This is a genomic window from Hymenobacter yonginensis, assembly GCF_027625995.1.
Classification (GTDB): domain Bacteria; phylum Bacteroidota; class Bacteroidia; order Cytophagales; family Hymenobacteraceae; genus Hymenobacter; species Hymenobacter yonginensis.
The window spans coordinates 3,059,938-3,075,319 of record NZ_CP115396.1; the positions used below are offsets into that span (position 1 = coordinate 3,059,938).

Consider the following 15,382-nt stretch of genomic DNA (forward strand, 5'->3'; position numbering starts at 1 on the left):
GTCTATATGTATCGGTTTCTATTTAGCGTCTTTTTCCTGACTATCTCCGCCTTTTCGGCCTGGGCCCAGGCAGTGCCCAGCCCCGGCGAAAATATTGCTTCCCTCGTCACGTTCGGGGCCCAGGCCGACCCTAGCTGGGGCGACGACGACTTCACCCAGACCTTTTTCTTTCTGGTGCCCAAGCAAAACCGCCAGCCGGTGTACATCCGGGTCTTCGACCCCGACTGCGGCGGCCAGCTCGACGAGAAGCGCTTCAACTGGAACACCACCACTGAGTTCAGCCTCTACGGCGGCCCCGGCACCCACTCCGCCCCCGACGCCCGCAAGCCCAAACCGGGCGGCAACTTTCGCTCCGGCACCTTGCTCAAACAGGTGAAGTTTGGGGCCGACGCGAAATACGATGGCAAGTGGTACACGTTCGGGCCGCTCAACCCGCTGGAGGGCGAGTACGTGCCGGAGTTTGATGGCTACGTGTTCAAGCTGATTGTGCAGGGCAAAGCCGGCGACGACGGCAACCTGTACCGCTACTTTTTCAGCACCAGCCCCACCCAGAACGTGGCCGTGGAGGGCGGCAACGCCTTCACCTACGAGTATGCCTTCCGGCTGGTGCCCACCCGGCGCGCCATTACGCACCTCTACCCCTACGTCAACGACCGGGTGGTGAGCATCACGCAAAGCAACTTCGACCTCGACGGCGACGTGACCATCAAGATCTTCAGCGTGGCTAAAAACGGCCACCCGGCCAGCGTGAGCCAGGACAACGTGTGGGCCCGCAGCCAGCACCCCATCAGCAGCAAAGAGCACGGCCTCTCGCTGGACATGCGCCTGACCTCGCTCACCAAGGAAGGCAACGACCTGGTGTTCTACGTCACGGACCAGTACGACGTGGCGCTGCCGTTTTTTGCTATTCCGCTGGGCGGGCCGCCGCGCTACCGCTACGACGTGGACGTGAAAATCCGGAAGTAGCTGCCGGCCGGGCTTGGGGATGAATAGGCGGCTTGCTATATTGATTGCAGCTTATTCTGTACCAATATTCTATGCTTACCCGGTATGCCGCTACCCTCTCCTCCCCCCACCAGGGCCCAGGCGCCCGCTACTGGTTTTCGGGCCCGGTTTCGGGTGGCGCGGCGACGCTACTTCGGGTTTTCGCGCCGCGAAACCACGGGCTTTGCGGTGCTCCTGACGCTGCTGCTAGGGCTGCTGGTGGCGCCTTTGCTGCTGCGGCCGCACCTGCCTTCCTATAATCCCGCCGCCGACCAACGCCAACTCAACCAGTGGGCCACTGAGCTGGCCGCCAAACGCCAGTCCCGCCCCACCTACGCCGGCTCCGGCAGCCGCTACCCGCGCCGCACCTATCCGCGCCGGCCCCGCGTGCCGCAGGTGGCTCTGGCTCCTTTCGACCCCAACCGGTTTTCCAGCCTCGACTGGCAGGCGCGCGGGCTGCCGGCCTGGCTGGGTGAGCGGCTGGTGAAATACCGCGACGCGGTGGGCGGCTTCCGGGCCAAAGAGCAGCTCCGGCGCGCCTACGGCCTCTCCGACACCACCTACGCCCGCCTCGCGCCCTACATCCAGCTGCCTGAGGCCCTGCCGCCGCGTGAGCCGCGCACCTACGCCGCCCGCCCCGACCGCGCCACCGACCCGGCCAGCCGCCGCTTTGGGGCCGGCGGACCGGCCGCCAGTGCCTACCCGCGCAAGCCTCGCAACCTGCAGCCCTTCGATCTGAACACGGCCGATACCACGCAGCTGATGCAGATCCGGGGCATCGGGCGGGGGCTTTCGGCGCGGGTGGTGGACTACCGGCAGCGGCTAGGCGGCTTCCGCGAGGCCGGGCAGCTGTCTGAGCTCTACAGCTTGCGCGACGCGCCCGACCTGGTGGACAGCCTGCGCAAGTACACGTTCGTGCGGCCTGGTTTCGTGCCGGAGGGCGTGGATATCAACAATGCGCCGTTTGAAGTGCTGCAAAGCCACCCCTACGTGGGCAAGCGCCTGGCCCGGGTGGTGGTGGCCTTCCGCCAGCAGCACGGTCCGTTCCGGCAGCCCACCGACCTGCGCCAGATCCGCATCCTCGACGAGGCCACCTACGAGAAGCTGCTGCCCTATCTGCTGATTAAATGAGGCCGCTTCAGCCGGCGCAGTAGCTTTGCGGGCCCAACCCTTCGGGCCTGCTGGGAGTTAAACGGCTAACCTTTCTTCATTTTCATGCTGTTTCTGCTGCGCGACAAGCTGTTTCCAATTCTCGTTTTTCTGCAGTCGGTGGTGTGTGGCTGCGGCTCCCAGGATGGCCGGGGAGAATTTATTAAGATCAACAAGCACTATAAGGTAGAGCAGACGGGCCGCATGCGCCAGCCACTGGTGAAGGAAAGCTCGGGCTTTGCGCTGGCCGGGGTGCAGGAAGACCTCTGGACCCACGGCGACGGCGGCAGCGCGCAGTCGCTGTTCCGGGTGACGCCCCAGGGCGACGTACTGCAAACCCTGAACCTGGCCCCGCTCACCAACATCGACTGGGAAGACCTAGCCCGCGACAACGCCGGCCGCCTCTACATCGGCGACTTCGGCAACAACCAGAACAAGCGGCGCAACCTGGCCATCTACCGCCTCAGCGGCCCCAAGCTCGATCAGGTAGACACCATCCGGTTCCGCTACTCCGACCAGCGAGAGTTTCCGCCCCGCAAAGCCGCCCGCAATTTCGACTGCGAGGCCTTCTATTATCATCAGGACAGCCTCTATCTATTCACCAAAAACCGGGGCAAGGGCCACTACGTGAAGCTCTACTCCTTGCCCGCCCGCCCCGGCAACCACGTAGCTACTCTCCTCGACAGCCTCCGCATCAACACCTGGGTTACGGCCGCCGACATCAGCCCCGACGGCCGCACGGTGGCGCTGCTCGGCTACGGCCACGTGTATCTGCTGGAGCGCCAGCCCGGCCGCCGCCTGTTCGATAGCCCTAAGTCCTGCCTGGCGCTGCCCACCACCGGACAAGCCGAGGCGCTGGCCTTCCTCAACAACACCGACTTCATGGTCAGCAACGAGAAGGGCCGCATCTACCGCGCCACCCGCAAAGCCCGATAACACCTTTACAGCTAAAGCAAAACGGCCCGCTACCTAAGGTAGCGGGCCGTTTTGCTTGGTGCCGAAGCAGCCGATTACGCCTTATTCCTGGGTGCCGGTGCGCTTGGGGGTGGCGCCATAGTCGGTATCCTTTTCGCCGGCCGGGCGGTTTTCCTGGCGGCTTTGCTGCCCGTAGTTCTGGCTCTGGTCCTGGCTGTCGTAGTCGCCGCGGGCGGGCGAGCCGGCCTGGCTGTTGTCGTTGGCGGCGTCGTACTCGTCGTTGTAGGAGCCGCCGCGCGAGCCGTGGCCGTCCTGGGTGCTGCCGCTGTAGCTACTACCAGCGCCGGCGTTAGCTTCTTCGGGATGGGCAGCGGGGCGGCCGGCTTCGTCCTGGGCGCTGGCCGTGCCAGAGGCGGCGGCGGCACCGGGGGTGGGCTGGCGGTAGTTGCTGTCGTCGGGGTGGCCCTGGTTGTCGTAGCCGCCGCGGGACGAGTGGTCGTCTTCGCGCTGGTTGCGGCCGGTGTCCTGTGCCGAGTTGGACACTTCGGCGTGCAGCGGGCTGCCGCCGGAGGTGTTGCCGTAGTCGGCGCTATAGCCTTCGCTACGGCTTACGTCCGAGCCATTGTCGTTTTGCTGGCTGGTGGCTCCGCCCATGCCCTGGCCGTTGTCGCCGTTGCCTTGTGGGGTCTGGTGGCCGTCGTGGTGGGCAGTGGTATCGGAGGGCGGGGCGGCCTCGCGGGCTGGCTCCGGGGTGAGGTTGCGCACTTGGTTGCCGTAGCCGCCGTGCGTGTGGCCGAGGTGGCCGTGGGCACCAAACTCGCCCCGGTCGGGGCTACTTTGCTGGTTTTCGAGCCGGTCGGGATCCTGGAAGCTGGCCTGCGTGCTGCTGTTGTCGTAGCGGCTGCCTTCGCTCCCTACGGTGGAGTTGCTGTTGTCGGCGGCAGCTGGCGCGGCCGAATCGGGGGCGGTGTTATGCGGTTTTTTTTCGTCGTTTTCCATGGGCGGGGCTGCCATGTTGGCGGGAATAGGTGTGGCAGCTACCGTGCTATACGGGGCCATTTCCCGCATGGTTCGTGCTGACTGGCAAGCTCCCGGTTCGCCCGGGCCAGCCGCCTTACGCCGGGCCGCCAGCGGCGGCAGCCGGGAGGGCGCACCCGGCGCCACTGGCCCTTCGTGCCTGATTATTCGAAATAGCTATTAGATTTACCGGCGTCTTTTCCACACTTCCACTACAAGCAGGTTCTTCTATGAAAACAGGCAAAGTGAAGTTCTTCAACGAATCGAAGGGCTTCGGTTTTATCATCCAGGACGAAAACGAGCAGGATATTTTCGTGCACCAAACGGGTCTGATTCACGAAATCCGTGAAAACGACCGGGTTTCCTTTGAGGTAATTGAAGGTAAGAAAGGCCTCAATGCCGTGAAAGTAGAGCGTATTGCCGCCGTGTAATACCGCCTTCCGTTGGCTATCTGCAAAAGCTCCGGCCTCAGGGTCGGAGCTTCTTGTTTTAATAATGGCTGTTCAGCAGGGCGTTGATTTCAATGATGCCGGAGCAGTAGCGCGAACTTTGTAGTTCGCGCTCCAGAACGACAACCACCCGAACGGCGCGGGGCCGCGAACTACGCAGTGCGCGCTACTGCCCCGGCATAACAGCAGGTAACAAGGCTTACGCCCTGCCGCATAAAAAAGGCCGCCGCACCAACTTCTATAGAGTAAGTGCGGCGGCCTGCTTTTTATTGGTCAGGCTGCTACGGCTTGCTCGCAGCAGCCTGGGACACGCGCACCCCCACGGCCATCAGGCCGGGCAGCTGGTCTTGGCGCATGTACTGCTCCAGCACCAGCTTGTAGGTACCCGTCTGCCGGAACCGCTGGTTAGGCAGGGCCAGAAACTGGTGGTCGTAGATGTCGCCGGTACCGCGGCCGCGGGGCTCGCCGGTTTGGGGGTCCATGAGCAGCATCTGGTGCAGCAGCTGCGACACGGGCTTGCCGTCGGGGGCCGTGAGCGTGTGCTTCAGGTACAGGTTGTAGTAGCCGTAGGCGGAGGCATTGCGCACGTTGAAGTACACGTCGTACCGCTGAGTGGTGTCGGCAATGTCGAACGTGAAAGCCGGCTTCTGCCGCACCGACCAAGTGTAGCCTTCAAAATCGACGTTCTTTTCATAGAGCTGGCTTTGGTCGCAGGCCGTTAGACCCGCTACCAAAGCCAACAAGGGCAGCAAACGAAATAGCTTGAGCATAGACATCAACTACTGACTCTAGGAAGCGCTGGGCGGAGTAGCGGCCGGGCCTCGGTTTTCGCCGCGGTTGCCGCCTTCACCCCGGCGGCCGCCGCGGCGGCCGCGGCCACCTTCACGGCCTTCGCGGGCGGGCCGCTCGGGGCTGCCTGCGCTGCCTTCGGGCGGGGTTGGGCGGGTACCGGCATCACCGGAGGCCGGAGTGCTGGAGTTGCCCCGGCCACCGCGCCGCTCACTGCCGCTCCGGCCCTGGCGAGGCTCGGCGGCGCTGCCGTCGGCATTGCGGCGGCTTTCACGGCCCTCGCCACGGCTGGCATCGTCGCGGGTGCTGCCTTCGGCGCTGCTGCCGGTGCGGTTGCGGTTGTTGCGGCGGTTGAGGGGGCGGGCAGCTGCCCCGCGCGGACGGCGCGGCTCTTCGGCAGCACCTTCCGCTGCGGGCGTGGCGGCAGGGCCGTCGGCATCGGAAGGTGCTGGCGCGGCCGTGGCGGCCGGGCGCGGCCGGCCACTGCCGCGTGGGGCGGCGGCGGCTGGGCGGTCTTCGGCAGGCGCCTCGGAGCGGCCTTTCTTCTTGGTGCGCTTCAGGCGCTTGCCCGCCTTGATCTTGTCATCGAGGCGCTCCAGCGAGCCTTCCACGATGGCCGTCACGTCGGGCGCCTTTTCTTCTTCGCGCAGGGCTACCAGCAGCGTATCCACCACTTCGCCGCGCTTGTTCATGTCCTGCACCTCGCGCACCCGGTCGGTGGTCAGCACCACCCAGTTGTTGTCGCCGCGCACGGCAAACCACATTTTACGGCGGAAGATGTCGGTTTTCTGCAGCACGTACTCGCCCTTGCTGGTAATGAGCGGACGCTGCACCTGCGGAATGTCCTTGAGGGCGTCGAGGTAGGTGTCGAGCTCGTAGTTGAGGCAGCACTTGAGGCGGCCGCACTGGCCCGAGAGCTTGGCCGGGTTGAGGCTCAGGTTCTGGTAGCGGGCGGCGGTGGTGCTCACGCTCTTAAAGTCGGTGAGCCAGGTGGAGCAGCACAGCTCGCGCCCGCACACCCCGATGCCGCCCAGGCGGCCGGCCTCGTGGCGCAGCGAAATCTGGCGCATCTCCACGCGCACCCGAAACTCGTCGGCGAGGCGTTTGATCAGGTCGCGGAAGTCCACCCGGTCTTCGGCCGAGTAGAAGAACGTGGCGCGGGTGCGGTCGGCCTGATACTCCACATCGGAGAGCTTCATTTTCAGGCGCAGCTCGTCCACCACGGTGCGGGCCCGGAACATGGTGCCGGTTTCCAAGTCGCGCACGGCATTCCAGCGCTCCACGTCCTGCTCGGTAGCTACCCGCAGAATATTGCGGATGTCCTTGGAGTCGGTGGGCACCTTCTTCTTTTTCATCTGCAGGCGCACCAGCTCGCCCTTAAGCGAGACGTGGCCCAGGTGCCAGCCGCTGCCGCCGGCCTCAATCACCACGGCGTCGCCGGTGATGAGGGGCAGGTGGCTGGCGTTGCGGTAGAAGTCCTTTCGGCCGCCTTTGAAGCGGATTTCGACCAGGTCGAAGCCCTTGAAATCACTGGGGGTATCTAAATCCTGGAGCCAGTCGAAGACATTAAGACGCGTACAGCCGCTGCTACAGCTGCCTTTCGAGCCGCAGCCCGAGGCAGAATTGGTAGAGCAGCCTCCACCGGATGAGCCGGATGAGCAAGTAGAACAGGCCACTGGTGAGGTATCTATATAGTGAAGCGGCGCGGTGCGCCGCGGAAAATCGGTTTCAGACAAAGATACAGAAAACAGCTACGGATGACCGTGCCCGGTATAAGGTGCGCCATGCCGGCCGCCGCCGGGCCTAACGTTGATAGGGTAAAACCAATGTGACAGCGCGGTCTAAAGAGCAGGCGGAATGATAAAATACTTATCCCGCCCAAATCTTCATCATTCCTTCATCAACGCACGGAAAGCCAGCTTTTGGGATATCACAGAAAGAATAGTGAAAATACCCTATGTGTATAATTCTGTCAATTATATCGAACATATTTTGTGATATCATCAATAAGTTCGTAAGTTTTCAGCGCAATTCGTTCTTTCACTTCCACAACCAACCAAACCATTTCCATGAAAGCACCCCGTTTACTGACTCCTCTGGCCCTGATGCTCGGCGCCGCCATGTCGCTTTCTTCGTGCGAAAAGAAGCAGGAAGTACTTGCCAAAAATGAACTCTCCGAAGAAACTATCGACCAGATCCGGGCCCTCGGCTTTGGTACTTCGGATGCCCGCAAAGTGGAAGACGGCGTGGTAGTGGAAGGCGACATCCTACTGACCAACGAAGTGCTGGCTAGCGGCCCACAGACCCAGCTCATGCGCGTAGGCGAAGACGAGCAGTACCGCACAACCAACCTGGTGACCGGCCTGCCCCGCACCCTCACTGTGAAGCTGGAAGGCTCTTTCCCTTCAGCTTATGTGTCGGCCGCTGACGAAGCCATCCGTCGCTACAACGCCCAGAACCTGCGTCTGCGTTTCGTACGCATCACCTCGGGCACGGCCAACCTGCCAATCACGTCGGCCAACCTGGGTGCCGGCGTACTGGGTCAGTCGGGCGGCTTCCCATCGGGTGGCAACCCTGCACCCGGCTTCAAACTGTCGCCTACGGCTATCAACAGCACCAACGTGAACTACATCGCCACCATCATGGCGCACGAAATCGGGCACGCCATCGGCTTCCGCCACACCGATTACTTCAACCGTGCGTATAGCTGCGGCGGCTCGGCTTCCAACGAAGGCGCCAGCACCGTGGGCGCTATCCTCATCCCCGGCACGCCCTCGGGCGCTGATCCAAGCTCGTGGATGCTGGCCTGCGTAGGCAACGGCGTAAACCGTCCGTTCAATGCGAACGACGTAACTGCCCTCAACTACGTGTACTAAGCACTAATCCAGGCATAGCCTGACCCAAAACGGCCCCGGTTCTACCAAGAACCGGGGCCGTTTTTTTGTGGGCCACACGCGGCGTATACTGGCCGCCCCGCCGCCCTCGCCGCTTGCCACCGCCCTTTGGCCTGCCCTACTTGGTGCAGCCCTCCCCGCGGCGCACAGGCCGCCGGTGGCGCCGGGTACCAGAAACGCCCACGCCGCGCCCCGAAAAAAGGCCGGATATCAGTGCCGGGGCTACGCAGCCCTGGCGCCGATATCCGGCCTGCAGTCGTTTGAAGGTGGCCACGCCCGGGTGCCGCTACGCGGCTTGTGCGCGACCCGGGCCCAACGCACGGCGAAGTGGCCCGGAGCCCGGCCGGGGCGCTTCGGCAGCCAGCTTACAGCACCACAATGCGGCGCGTGACCTCGCGGCCGCCCGGGGCGCCGATGCGCAGCAGGAACGTGCCCGGCTCCAGACCCCGGGTATCGAGGGTCTGCTGGGCGGTGTTGTCGGTGGTCAGGTCGAGGCGCAGGCGGCCGGTCAGGTCGAACAGCCGGATGCGCAGGGCCTGGTCGCGGGGCCCGACGATGGTGAGGGGCTCGCCGGCCGTCACCGGCACCGGATACACCAGCACATCGGCCGGGGCGCGTAGGAAGAAGGCGGCTTCCACCGCGCTGTAGTACACGCGGCCGTTGTCGAGCTCCAGCCGGGCCCGGTACTCACTGCGCCCGGGCGCGGGGTTGGGGTCGGTCAGGAGCAGCGTGAGGCCGGGCACGGGGCTGACGGATTGTACCGGGCCGAAGCTGCCATCGGAAGCGCGGCGCTCCAGGGCCACCTGCCGCAGCTGGTAGGTGCTGCTCAGCAGCAGCCGGAAGCGCACGGTGTCGGCCACGGGCTGCACCGGCAGAAACGAGCGGATGTAGCAGCCGTTGTTGGTGGGCCCCGCATCCACGGTCAGGCTTTGCTCGCGCAGCCGGCCGCCAACGCGAGGGGCCACGGCGAAGTAGCGGGCGGCGGCCTCGGCGGGCGGCAGGGTCAGGGTGGTATCCGTGAGCAGGCGGTAGGGCTCGAGGTGGGTGGCGCCGAGGCGGTATAGCTGGTACTGAGTGGCGCCGGGCACGCGGCTCCAGGCCAGCCGGGTTTCCTCGGGGCAGCTGTAGAGCACCTGCAGAGTTGGAGGCGCGGCCACAAAAAACGTGTCCGACTCCACCGTTTCGGAGCCCGACTGCAGCCGCAGCCGGCCCAGCGTGGGCGTAGCGGGGGTGGTCCAGCGCAGCGTCTGCGGGGCCAGATCTGTGTTACTCACCAAACTCCAGGCAGTCTGGCCTGCCGGCTGAAACTCCAGCCGGGCGGTAGTGGCCGGGCCGGCCCACTGCCAGCGCAGCAGCGCCGCCTCCGCCGCCCGCAGGTTGCGGGCCGAAGTCGGGTGCACCCACGCCAGCCCCGATTCCAGCTCGAAGGCCAGGCTGTAGGCCTGGGGACCCTGTGCTAGCTGGTAGCCCCGCACGCGCAGCTCGTAGGTGCCGGCGGCGGGCAGGTCGAGGGTGATTTGCTCGGCATTGTCTCGGTGGTTGGGGCGGCGGCGGGCGGGGCGGGCCAGCGAATCGGGGTGCGGATAGGCGCTGAGCGTCCAGGGCAGCCAGCGCTGGCCGTCGGTGGGGCGCACCAGGGTCAGGTCCAGGTCGTTGAGCAGCGGGGTGGCGGCGTTGGCGGCGGCAGCGGGGTCGGTCCAGCACAGGGTGGCCTTGAGCCGGTGCACGCCGGCGGGCACCGTCAGTGTGAACACCTGCTCCTGCCCGGCCGCCACGCTACCGCCCCGAAACCGGCCGTCGAGCATGGTCTGCACGGCGCCCAGGGCGTCTACTTGGCCGTAGCCGGCCACAAAATCGACGTTGGGCCGGCCGGTGTCATCGGCCGTGTTCAGCAGCACGGCCCGCAGCAGCGCCGCCGAGGGCAGCGCGCCGCTACGCTGCCGGTGCGCGTGCTGGGCCAGCAGGCTCACGCCCGACACCAGCGCCGCCGCATCGGAGCTGCCGCCCTCGCCGAAGGCCACCAGCTCGGGCTTCACGCGGCCGTCGGCGGCGGGGCCGCGAGAGCTGAGCGGGGCCACTTGGCCCAGGGCATCAGTAGCGCCCACGCTCAGGGTATTTTTGGCGTTTTTGAACTCCCCGGTGAGGTTGGCAGTGGCCGCCAGCCCGGCGTAGGGGCCGGCCGGCGCGGGCCGGTTGCCGGAGTTGCCGGCCGAGAATACGTGCAGCAGCGTGGGATACTGCGCGGCCTGCTCGTCGTAGGCGCGGGCCTCCTGGCCGTAGAAGTTCTCCACGCTCACCCCGTAGGAATGGTTCTGCACCGATACGCCCTGCGCCGCCAGGCCGGGTCCGTCGTCGGGCAGCAGGTTGGCGTAGCTGGACTGGGCAATGCGGGCCTGCCAGGCGGCGCCTTTGCCGTTGGGGCCGGAGTTGCCGCCGCCCGCAATCAGGGTGGCCATGGTGGTGGCGTGCGAGTTCAGCAGCGCGGCCTGCGGATCGGGGTTTACGAGGCGGCCCCGGAAGTCGAGGTCGTTGAGGTCGAGGGGGGCTTCCTTCACCGAAACCGTGAGGCCCTGCCCGGTAAGCTGGGGGTAGCGGGCGTGCACGGCCGTGACCTTGTTGGCTGTGAAGTCGTTGCCGTTGACCAGCCGCTCGGGCCGGGCCTCCCGGTCGGCAGCCTGCACGAAGCTCACCCAGGGGCAGGCGGCCAGCGCGGAGGCGGCCACGCCGCGCACGCGCAGCAGCCGGGGCTGGCGCGGCTCAGGCTGCACGGTGGCGGCCGGGTACGTGCGCGCCAGCCACTCCCGGAACGCAGCAGCATCGGTTACGCTCACGCGCAGCAGGCGCGGGGTGCGGGCTTCGGCGAGGCCGGGCGCCAGTCGGCCTTCGGGCCGGTATTGCTGCTGGGCCTGCCCGGTGCTCAGGCCTGCTCCGGCCGCCAGTATTCCCATGAATAAACGGAACCTGATTCGGCGGAAAAGAGCAGCAGACATAACAGAGAAATGGTTGTGGCAGAGCAAACAGGGCGGTAAAGAACAACCAGCGTCGTTCTATCCAAATGTAGGCAGAAATCTGCCAGTCCGGCTGGCGTAACAGCACACCAAAACCGTCGGTTCAACGGCCGGTTAGCCCAAAAAAAGAGCCTACCAACGGATAGGCTCTTTTGCAGAAGCGGCAACCGACTATGCCAGGTCTAAGGCTTCAGCACCACTTTGGTGCAGTTGTCTTTCTTGTTGCGGAAGATGTCGTAGCCGTGGGCAGCTTCCGACAGCGGCAGGCGGTGCGAGATGATGTCGTCGAGCACCACTTTGCCTTCTATCACATACTGCAGCAGCTTGTCAATGTGCTTCTGGGCGGGAGCCTGCCCCCCGCGCAGGGTGATGCCTTTGTCGAAAAACTGGCCGATGGGGAAGTTGTCGAACGGCGTGGCGTACACGCCCAGCACCGTCACGATGCCACCCCGGCGCACGGCGCTCATACAGGCTTCCAGCACTTTGGGCGAGCCTTTTTCGAGGTTGAGCACGGCCTTAGCACGGTCCAGCAGGTCGCGGTCGGGCTCGAAGCCCACGCATTCCACGCACACGTCGGCGCCGCGGCCTTCGCTCATGGCCCGGATCTGCTCGATAACGTCTTTGGCGTTGTCCCAGAGGATGGTTTCGGCCTGGGCCGATTTCTTCGCCAGATCCAGCCGGTACTGCTGGGTATCGACGATGACGACCCGGCCGGCCCCACGCAGCCATGCCGACTTGGCGGCCATGATGCCCACCGGCCCGGCTCCGAAAATAGCCACGAACTCGCCGCCCTTTACGTCGGCCCAGTCGATGCCGGAGTAGCCGGTCGGGAAGATGTCGGTCAGGAACAGGGCCTGCTCGTCGGTCAGCGAATCGGGGATGACGCGGGGGCCGTAGTCAGCGTAGGGTACGCGCACATACTCGGCCTGGCCGCCGTTGTAGCCGCCGTAGAGGTCGGTGTAGCCGAACAGGGCGCCGCCTTTTTCGGTCAGCAGGCCGCCTTCGGGGCCGTAGTGGTCGGGGTTGGAATTTTCGCAGTGGCCGGGCAGCTCGTGGTTGCAGAAGTAGCAGGTGCCGCAGGAAATCGGGAACGGCACCACCACCCGGTCGCCGACCTTGATTTTGCCGCCGACGCCCTTCCCAACTTCTTCCACGATGCCCATGAACTCGTGGCCCAGCACCATGGGCCGGGGCTGCGGAATGCTCCCGTTGTAGATGTGCAGGTCGGAGCCGCAGATGGCCGTGCTGGTCACCCGGATAATGGCGTCGCGGGCGTCTTCAATCGTCGGATCATCCACGGTGTCTACGCGGACGTCCTTCATTCCATGATACACGAGAGCTCTCATAAGCGGCGAAGTGTGGGAGGAAGAAAAACAGGAGCCACGCAGCCTGCGCGGCCCTACTTTATTCCTAACGACCTGCCTCTGCCAGAGTTATGGCTCAGCTTTACTGGCTGAGGCAGTTCCGGCCGCTCCTACCCTACAGCTTGTACACCTGCAGGCCCGCCTGCGTGAACAGGTAGGCGTAGCTCTCGCCCAGCAGTACCTGGCGCACTTCTGCGGCCGGCACGCCGGCAGGCAGGGGCACCGTCCGCTGCGCCAGCGTGTAGAGCTGCAAAAGCTGCACGGCGCCATCGGCCAGAAAATACAGCTCATCGGCGCGGAAGCCCACCGTGCTGAGGCCCGGAAACGGCAGCTTTTTGCGGTAGTTGCCCAGGTTATCGAACACGTAGATGCCGTTCACCCGGTCCACCAGGTAGAGGTTGTTCTGGTATTCGCGTAGAAACCGAAAATCGGGCCGGGAGCGGCCAATCAGCAGGTCGAGGGGCGTGGACACCGTGAAGCGCCGGGTGGCGGCATCAAACTGCCGCAGCGTCAGGTCCGACTCGTTGAGCAGCCAGAGCCGGTCGTCGGGGGCCAGGGTGGCGGCCCGGGCGGTGCCGTCGAGCAGGTCGAGCAGGTTGAACTCGCCCAGCGGCGCCGCAAACCTATCGAGCAACAGCAGCTGCTGGCGGTCGTCGTAAAAAACCAGAATCTTTGTGGTGTTCCAGGCTTCGAGCTGCGCCACGTGCCCAGGCTGGGGCGCCGAATACACGTTCAGGGCCTGCCCGTCGGGGCCGTACTGGTGGATGTTGTCGCGCGAGTCGGCCACGTAGAGGTTGCCGCGCCGGTCCAGCGACGCCACGCCGGGCTGGGGCAGCGCAATGGTGCGCACCAGCTGCCAAGTGCTGCCGGGCGCGGCCGCCGGCAGCTGCGCTACAGCCGGAGCAGCGGCAGCCGGCGCGGGCCGGCCGGGCGGCGCTACCGAGGCCGGCGTGGGCGCCGTAGTTTGGGCAGCAGCAAAGGCGCACTGCATAGCTAGCAATCCGAAAAGCGCCAACTGCCGCAGCCACTTGCGGGGCTGATTATGCGCAGGAAGCGCTAAATCAGCCCTTCTCGAAATGCTGCAATGCCAGGTCCGTACCATCATAGACGCCATAGGAGCAATAATTGACCCACTCGCCGAGGTTGACATAGCGGCTGCCGGACGCTACCGATACGTCGAGCGGCAGGTGGCGGTGGCCGAACACGTAATAGTCGTGGTGGAAACGCTTTTCCAGCTCCCGGCAATATATCAGCAGCCACTCGTCCTCGCCGAAGTACTGCGCGTCGGCGGCGGCATTCTGAATGCGGCTGCGGCGGCTCCAGCGGTTGGCAATGCCGATGCCCAGGTTGGGGTGCAGCCGCGCAAACAGCCACTGCGACATCGGCGAGGCAAACACCCGTTTCAGCATCTTATAGGTGTAGTCCTTGGGGCCGAGGCCGTCGCCGTGGCCGATGTGGAACTCGCGCCCGCCAATCTGCTGGCTCACCGGGTGGCGCAGAATCGGGATGCCCAGCTCCTTGGTGAAGTAGTCGAACATCCACATATCGTGGTTGCCGGTGAAGAAGATGATGGGCAGGCCGGCGTCGGTCAGCTCGGCCAGCTTGCCCTGCAGCCGGATAAAGCCCCGCGGAATGGCGTGGCGGTACTCAAACCAGAAGTCGAAGATGTCGCCGAGCAGGTAGATTGCGGCGGCGTCTTTGGCGGCCTCGTCGAGCCAGCGCACAATGCGCCGCTCCCGTTCCAGCGAGCTGGCGGCATCGGGGGCACCCAAGTGGAAATCGGAAGCGAAATAGATGCGGCGGCCGGGCGGCAGCGCCAGATCAGGCAGGCGGGGTGGCGGGGTCGGTTTCGTCATCCAGCAAAAACAGGGCGAGGCTGCGCGGGCCGTGGGCACCGAGCACAAGGGTCTTTTCAATGTCGGCCGTGCGGCTGGGGCCGGTCGTGAGCGAAATCATCGACGGCAGATGGTCGGGGCCGTAATGAGCCTGCAGGCGTTGCAGAGCGTCGCCGATGTCGGCCACTACCTGCGAGGTGCGGGCAAACACCAGGTGCTGGTCGGGATAGATGCTGAGGCGGCGGCCGCTGCCGGTGGCGGCACTCACCAGCACGCTGCCGGTGCGGGCAATCAGGGCCTCACAGGTGGTCAGGCCGGCGTCGGCGTGGGCCAGGAAGTCGGTTTCGTCCTGCCGGAACACGAGGCCGCCAGCGTGCAGCAGCTTCTTCAGCTCGGGCTCCCACACGTAGAGGTTGTCGAGCTCCTTTTCCTTCTTGTAGGCAAAAAGCTGGTCGTAGAAATGCTCTGCCGACTCGCAGAAATACAGCTGTCCGCCCACGCGCACAAAGCTTTCGGCAAAGGCTACGGCCAAGTCGTCGGCCGCCGCTGGGTGTAGCGGGGCCGTGAAGTCGGGCGCGGGCTTGGGCGGCGTAGGCTGCCGGAGCGCTTCGCGGATGCGGCGCAGAACAATATCGCGGGACGATTCGGGCATAGCCCAAAGATAGCAGGCCCGCCCGGACCTGCAGCTTTACCGGTATTTTCCGGAGCCGCGCCGCCGCAAAACGGCCTGATTGCATGGACCATTTTGGGAAGCACACAGCGCGCTTTTACGCCGACCGAAACGGCATATCCGGCACTGGCCGACAATTTCAAGGTATTGGAATAGTATCAGATGGGGTTTCGACGACATTTTACTTCATAGCCCTGATATTCTGGCTCGTTTCATTTTCATGTCGCTGAATTATATCCTATATTTCTTAACGCTTAGAACACCTAAAATCAGCCAAATAGACTTAATTTTGCCTTTCACCGACTCTG

13 protein-coding genes are annotated in these 15,382 nt (G+C 64.8%); 5 read left to right on the forward strand and 8 right to left on the reverse strand.

What is annotated here, in order from left to right; all coding sequences use genetic code 11:
• The first annotated feature begins 6 nt into the window (after window positions 1-6).
• The 3 genes from O9Z63_RS13150 (at window position 7) to O9Z63_RS13160 (ending at window position 3,069) form a co-directional block, all read left to right on the forward strand.
• On the forward strand, window positions 7-966 hold the full coding sequence (locus O9Z63_RS13150; RefSeq protein WP_270125707.1) for a hypothetical protein: 960 nt from the start codon (window positions 7-9) through the stop codon (window positions 964-966).
• 84 nt (window positions 967-1,050) lie between these two features.
• A complete protein-coding gene (locus tag O9Z63_RS13155) occupies window positions 1,051-2,115 on the forward strand; it encodes a ComEA family DNA-binding protein (RefSeq protein ID WP_270125708.1) in 1,065 nt (354 codons plus the stop codon).
• An 84-nt stretch (window positions 2,116-2,199) separates the two neighbouring features.
• Window positions 2,200-3,069 (forward strand): hypothetical protein, encoded by an 870-nt coding sequence (locus O9Z63_RS13160; protein WP_270125709.1) that lies wholly within the window; start codon window positions 2,200-2,202, stop codon window positions 3,067-3,069.
• A gap of 81 nt (window positions 3,070-3,150) precedes the next feature.
• Here O9Z63_RS13160 and O9Z63_RS13165 read toward each other — a convergent pair whose 3' ends face one another.
• The gene (locus tag O9Z63_RS13165; protein WP_270125710.1) at window positions 3,151-4,047 is read right to left on the reverse strand and encodes a hypothetical protein; all 897 of its coding nucleotides are present in this window, start codon (window positions 4,045-4,047) and stop codon (window positions 3,151-3,153) included.
• A 248-nt stretch (window positions 4,048-4,295) separates the two neighbouring features.
• Here O9Z63_RS13165 and O9Z63_RS13170 point away from each other — a divergent pair, with 248 nt between their 5' ends.
• Window positions 4,296-4,496 carry a cold-shock protein gene (locus tag O9Z63_RS13170; protein WP_044016307.1) on the forward strand — a complete coding sequence of 67 codons (201 nt, stop codon included), beginning with the start codon at window positions 4,296-4,298 and terminating at the stop codon, window positions 4,494-4,496.
• A gap of 299 nt (window positions 4,497-4,795) precedes the next feature.
• Here the strand turns inward: O9Z63_RS13170 and O9Z63_RS13175 are convergent, their stop codons facing one another.
• Both O9Z63_RS13175 and ricT read right to left on the reverse strand, forming a co-directional pair.
• On the reverse strand, window positions 4,796-5,284 hold the full coding sequence (locus O9Z63_RS13175; protein WP_270125711.1) for a gliding motility lipoprotein GldH: 489 nt from the start codon (window positions 5,282-5,284) through the stop codon (window positions 4,796-4,798).
• A gap of 18 nt (window positions 5,285-5,302) precedes the next feature.
• Entirely contained in the window at window positions 5,303-6,979 is a 1,677-nt protein-coding gene (gene ricT, locus O9Z63_RS13180) for a regulatory iron-sulfur-containing complex subunit RicT (protein ID WP_270125713.1), read from the reverse strand.
• Window positions 6,980-7,372: 393 nt separating this feature from the next.
• Between ricT and O9Z63_RS13185 the strand changes: the two genes are divergently transcribed.
• Window positions 7,373-8,179: a M57 family metalloprotease gene (locus O9Z63_RS13185; protein ID WP_270125715.1), complete on the forward strand. Its 807-nt coding sequence runs from the start codon at window positions 7,373-7,375 to the stop codon at window positions 8,177-8,179.
• A 383-nt stretch (window positions 8,180-8,562) separates the two neighbouring features.
• Here the strand turns inward: O9Z63_RS13185 and O9Z63_RS13190 are convergent, their stop codons facing one another.
• From O9Z63_RS13190 to O9Z63_RS13210, 5 genes are all read right to left on the reverse strand, one after another.
• Window positions 8,563-11,145 (reverse strand): S8 family serine peptidase, encoded by a 2,583-nt coding sequence (locus O9Z63_RS13190; RefSeq protein WP_270125717.1) that lies wholly within the window; start codon window positions 11,143-11,145, stop codon window positions 8,563-8,565.
• 242 nt (window positions 11,146-11,387) lie between these two features.
• Window positions 11,388-12,551: a zinc-dependent alcohol dehydrogenase gene (locus O9Z63_RS13195; RefSeq protein WP_270125719.1), complete on the reverse strand. Its 1,164-nt coding sequence runs from the start codon at window positions 12,549-12,551 to the stop codon at window positions 11,388-11,390.
• A 133-nt stretch (window positions 12,552-12,684) separates the two neighbouring features.
• Window positions 12,685-13,560 (reverse strand): NHL repeat-containing protein, encoded by an 876-nt coding sequence (locus O9Z63_RS13200; RefSeq protein ID WP_270125722.1) that lies wholly within the window; start codon window positions 13,558-13,560, stop codon window positions 12,685-12,687.
• 70 nt (window positions 13,561-13,630) lie between these two features.
• The gene (locus O9Z63_RS13205; protein ID WP_270125725.1) at window positions 13,631-14,425 is read right to left on the reverse strand and encodes a UDP-2,3-diacylglucosamine diphosphatase; all 795 of its coding nucleotides are present in this window, start codon (window positions 14,423-14,425) and stop codon (window positions 13,631-13,633) included.
• The gene (locus tag O9Z63_RS13210; RefSeq protein ID WP_270125727.1) at window positions 14,391-15,056 is read right to left on the reverse strand and encodes a LutC/YkgG family protein; all 666 of its coding nucleotides are present in this window, start codon (window positions 15,054-15,056) and stop codon (window positions 14,391-14,393) included. Before O9Z63_RS13210 ends, O9Z63_RS13205 begins: the two co-directional genes overlap by 35 nt.
• Window positions 15,057-15,382: the final 326 nt, after the last annotated feature.

Bases quoted from the DNA above. Each gene is read 5' to 3' on its own strand.
- O9Z63_RS13155 (WP_270125708.1), top strand. From the start codon at position 1,051: ATGCCGCTACCCTCTCCTCCCCCCACCAGGGCCCAGGCGCCCGCTACT.
- O9Z63_RS13165 (WP_270125710.1), bottom strand. From the start codon at position 4,047: ATGGAAAACGACGAAAAAAAACCGCATAACACCGCCCCCGATTCGGCC.
- O9Z63_RS13175 (WP_270125711.1), bottom strand. From the start codon at position 5,284: ATGCTCAAGCTATTTCGTTTGCTGCCCTTGTTGGCTTTGGTAGCGGGT.
- O9Z63_RS13150 (WP_270125707.1), top strand. From the start codon at position 7: ATGTATCGGTTTCTATTTAGCGTCTTTTTCCTGACTATCTCCGCCTTT.
- O9Z63_RS13205 (WP_270125725.1), bottom strand. From the start codon at position 14,425: ATGACGAAACCGACCCCGCCACCCCGCCTGCCTGATCTGGCGCTGCCG.
- O9Z63_RS13200 (WP_270125722.1), bottom strand. From the start codon at position 13,560: ATGCAGTGCGCCTTTGCTGCTGCCCAAACTACGGCGCCCACGCCGGCC.
- O9Z63_RS13170 (WP_044016307.1), top strand. From the start codon at position 4,296: ATGAAAACAGGCAAAGTGAAGTTCTTCAACGAATCGAAGGGCTTCGGT.
- O9Z63_RS13195 (WP_270125719.1), bottom strand. From the start codon at position 12,551: ATGAGAGCTCTCGTGTATCATGGAATGAAGGACGTCCGCGTAGACACC.
- O9Z63_RS13190 (WP_270125717.1), bottom strand. From the start codon at position 11,145: ATGGGAATACTGGCGGCCGGAGCAGGCCTGAGCACCGGGCAGGCCCAG.
- O9Z63_RS13185 (WP_270125715.1), top strand. From the start codon at position 7,373: ATGAAAGCACCCCGTTTACTGACTCCTCTGGCCCTGATGCTCGGCGCC.
- O9Z63_RS13210 (WP_270125727.1), bottom strand. From the start codon at position 15,056: ATGCCCGAATCGTCCCGCGATATTGTTCTGCGCCGCATCCGCGAAGCG.
- O9Z63_RS13160 (WP_270125709.1), top strand. From the start codon at position 2,200: ATGCTGTTTCTGCTGCGCGACAAGCTGTTTCCAATTCTCGTTTTTCTG.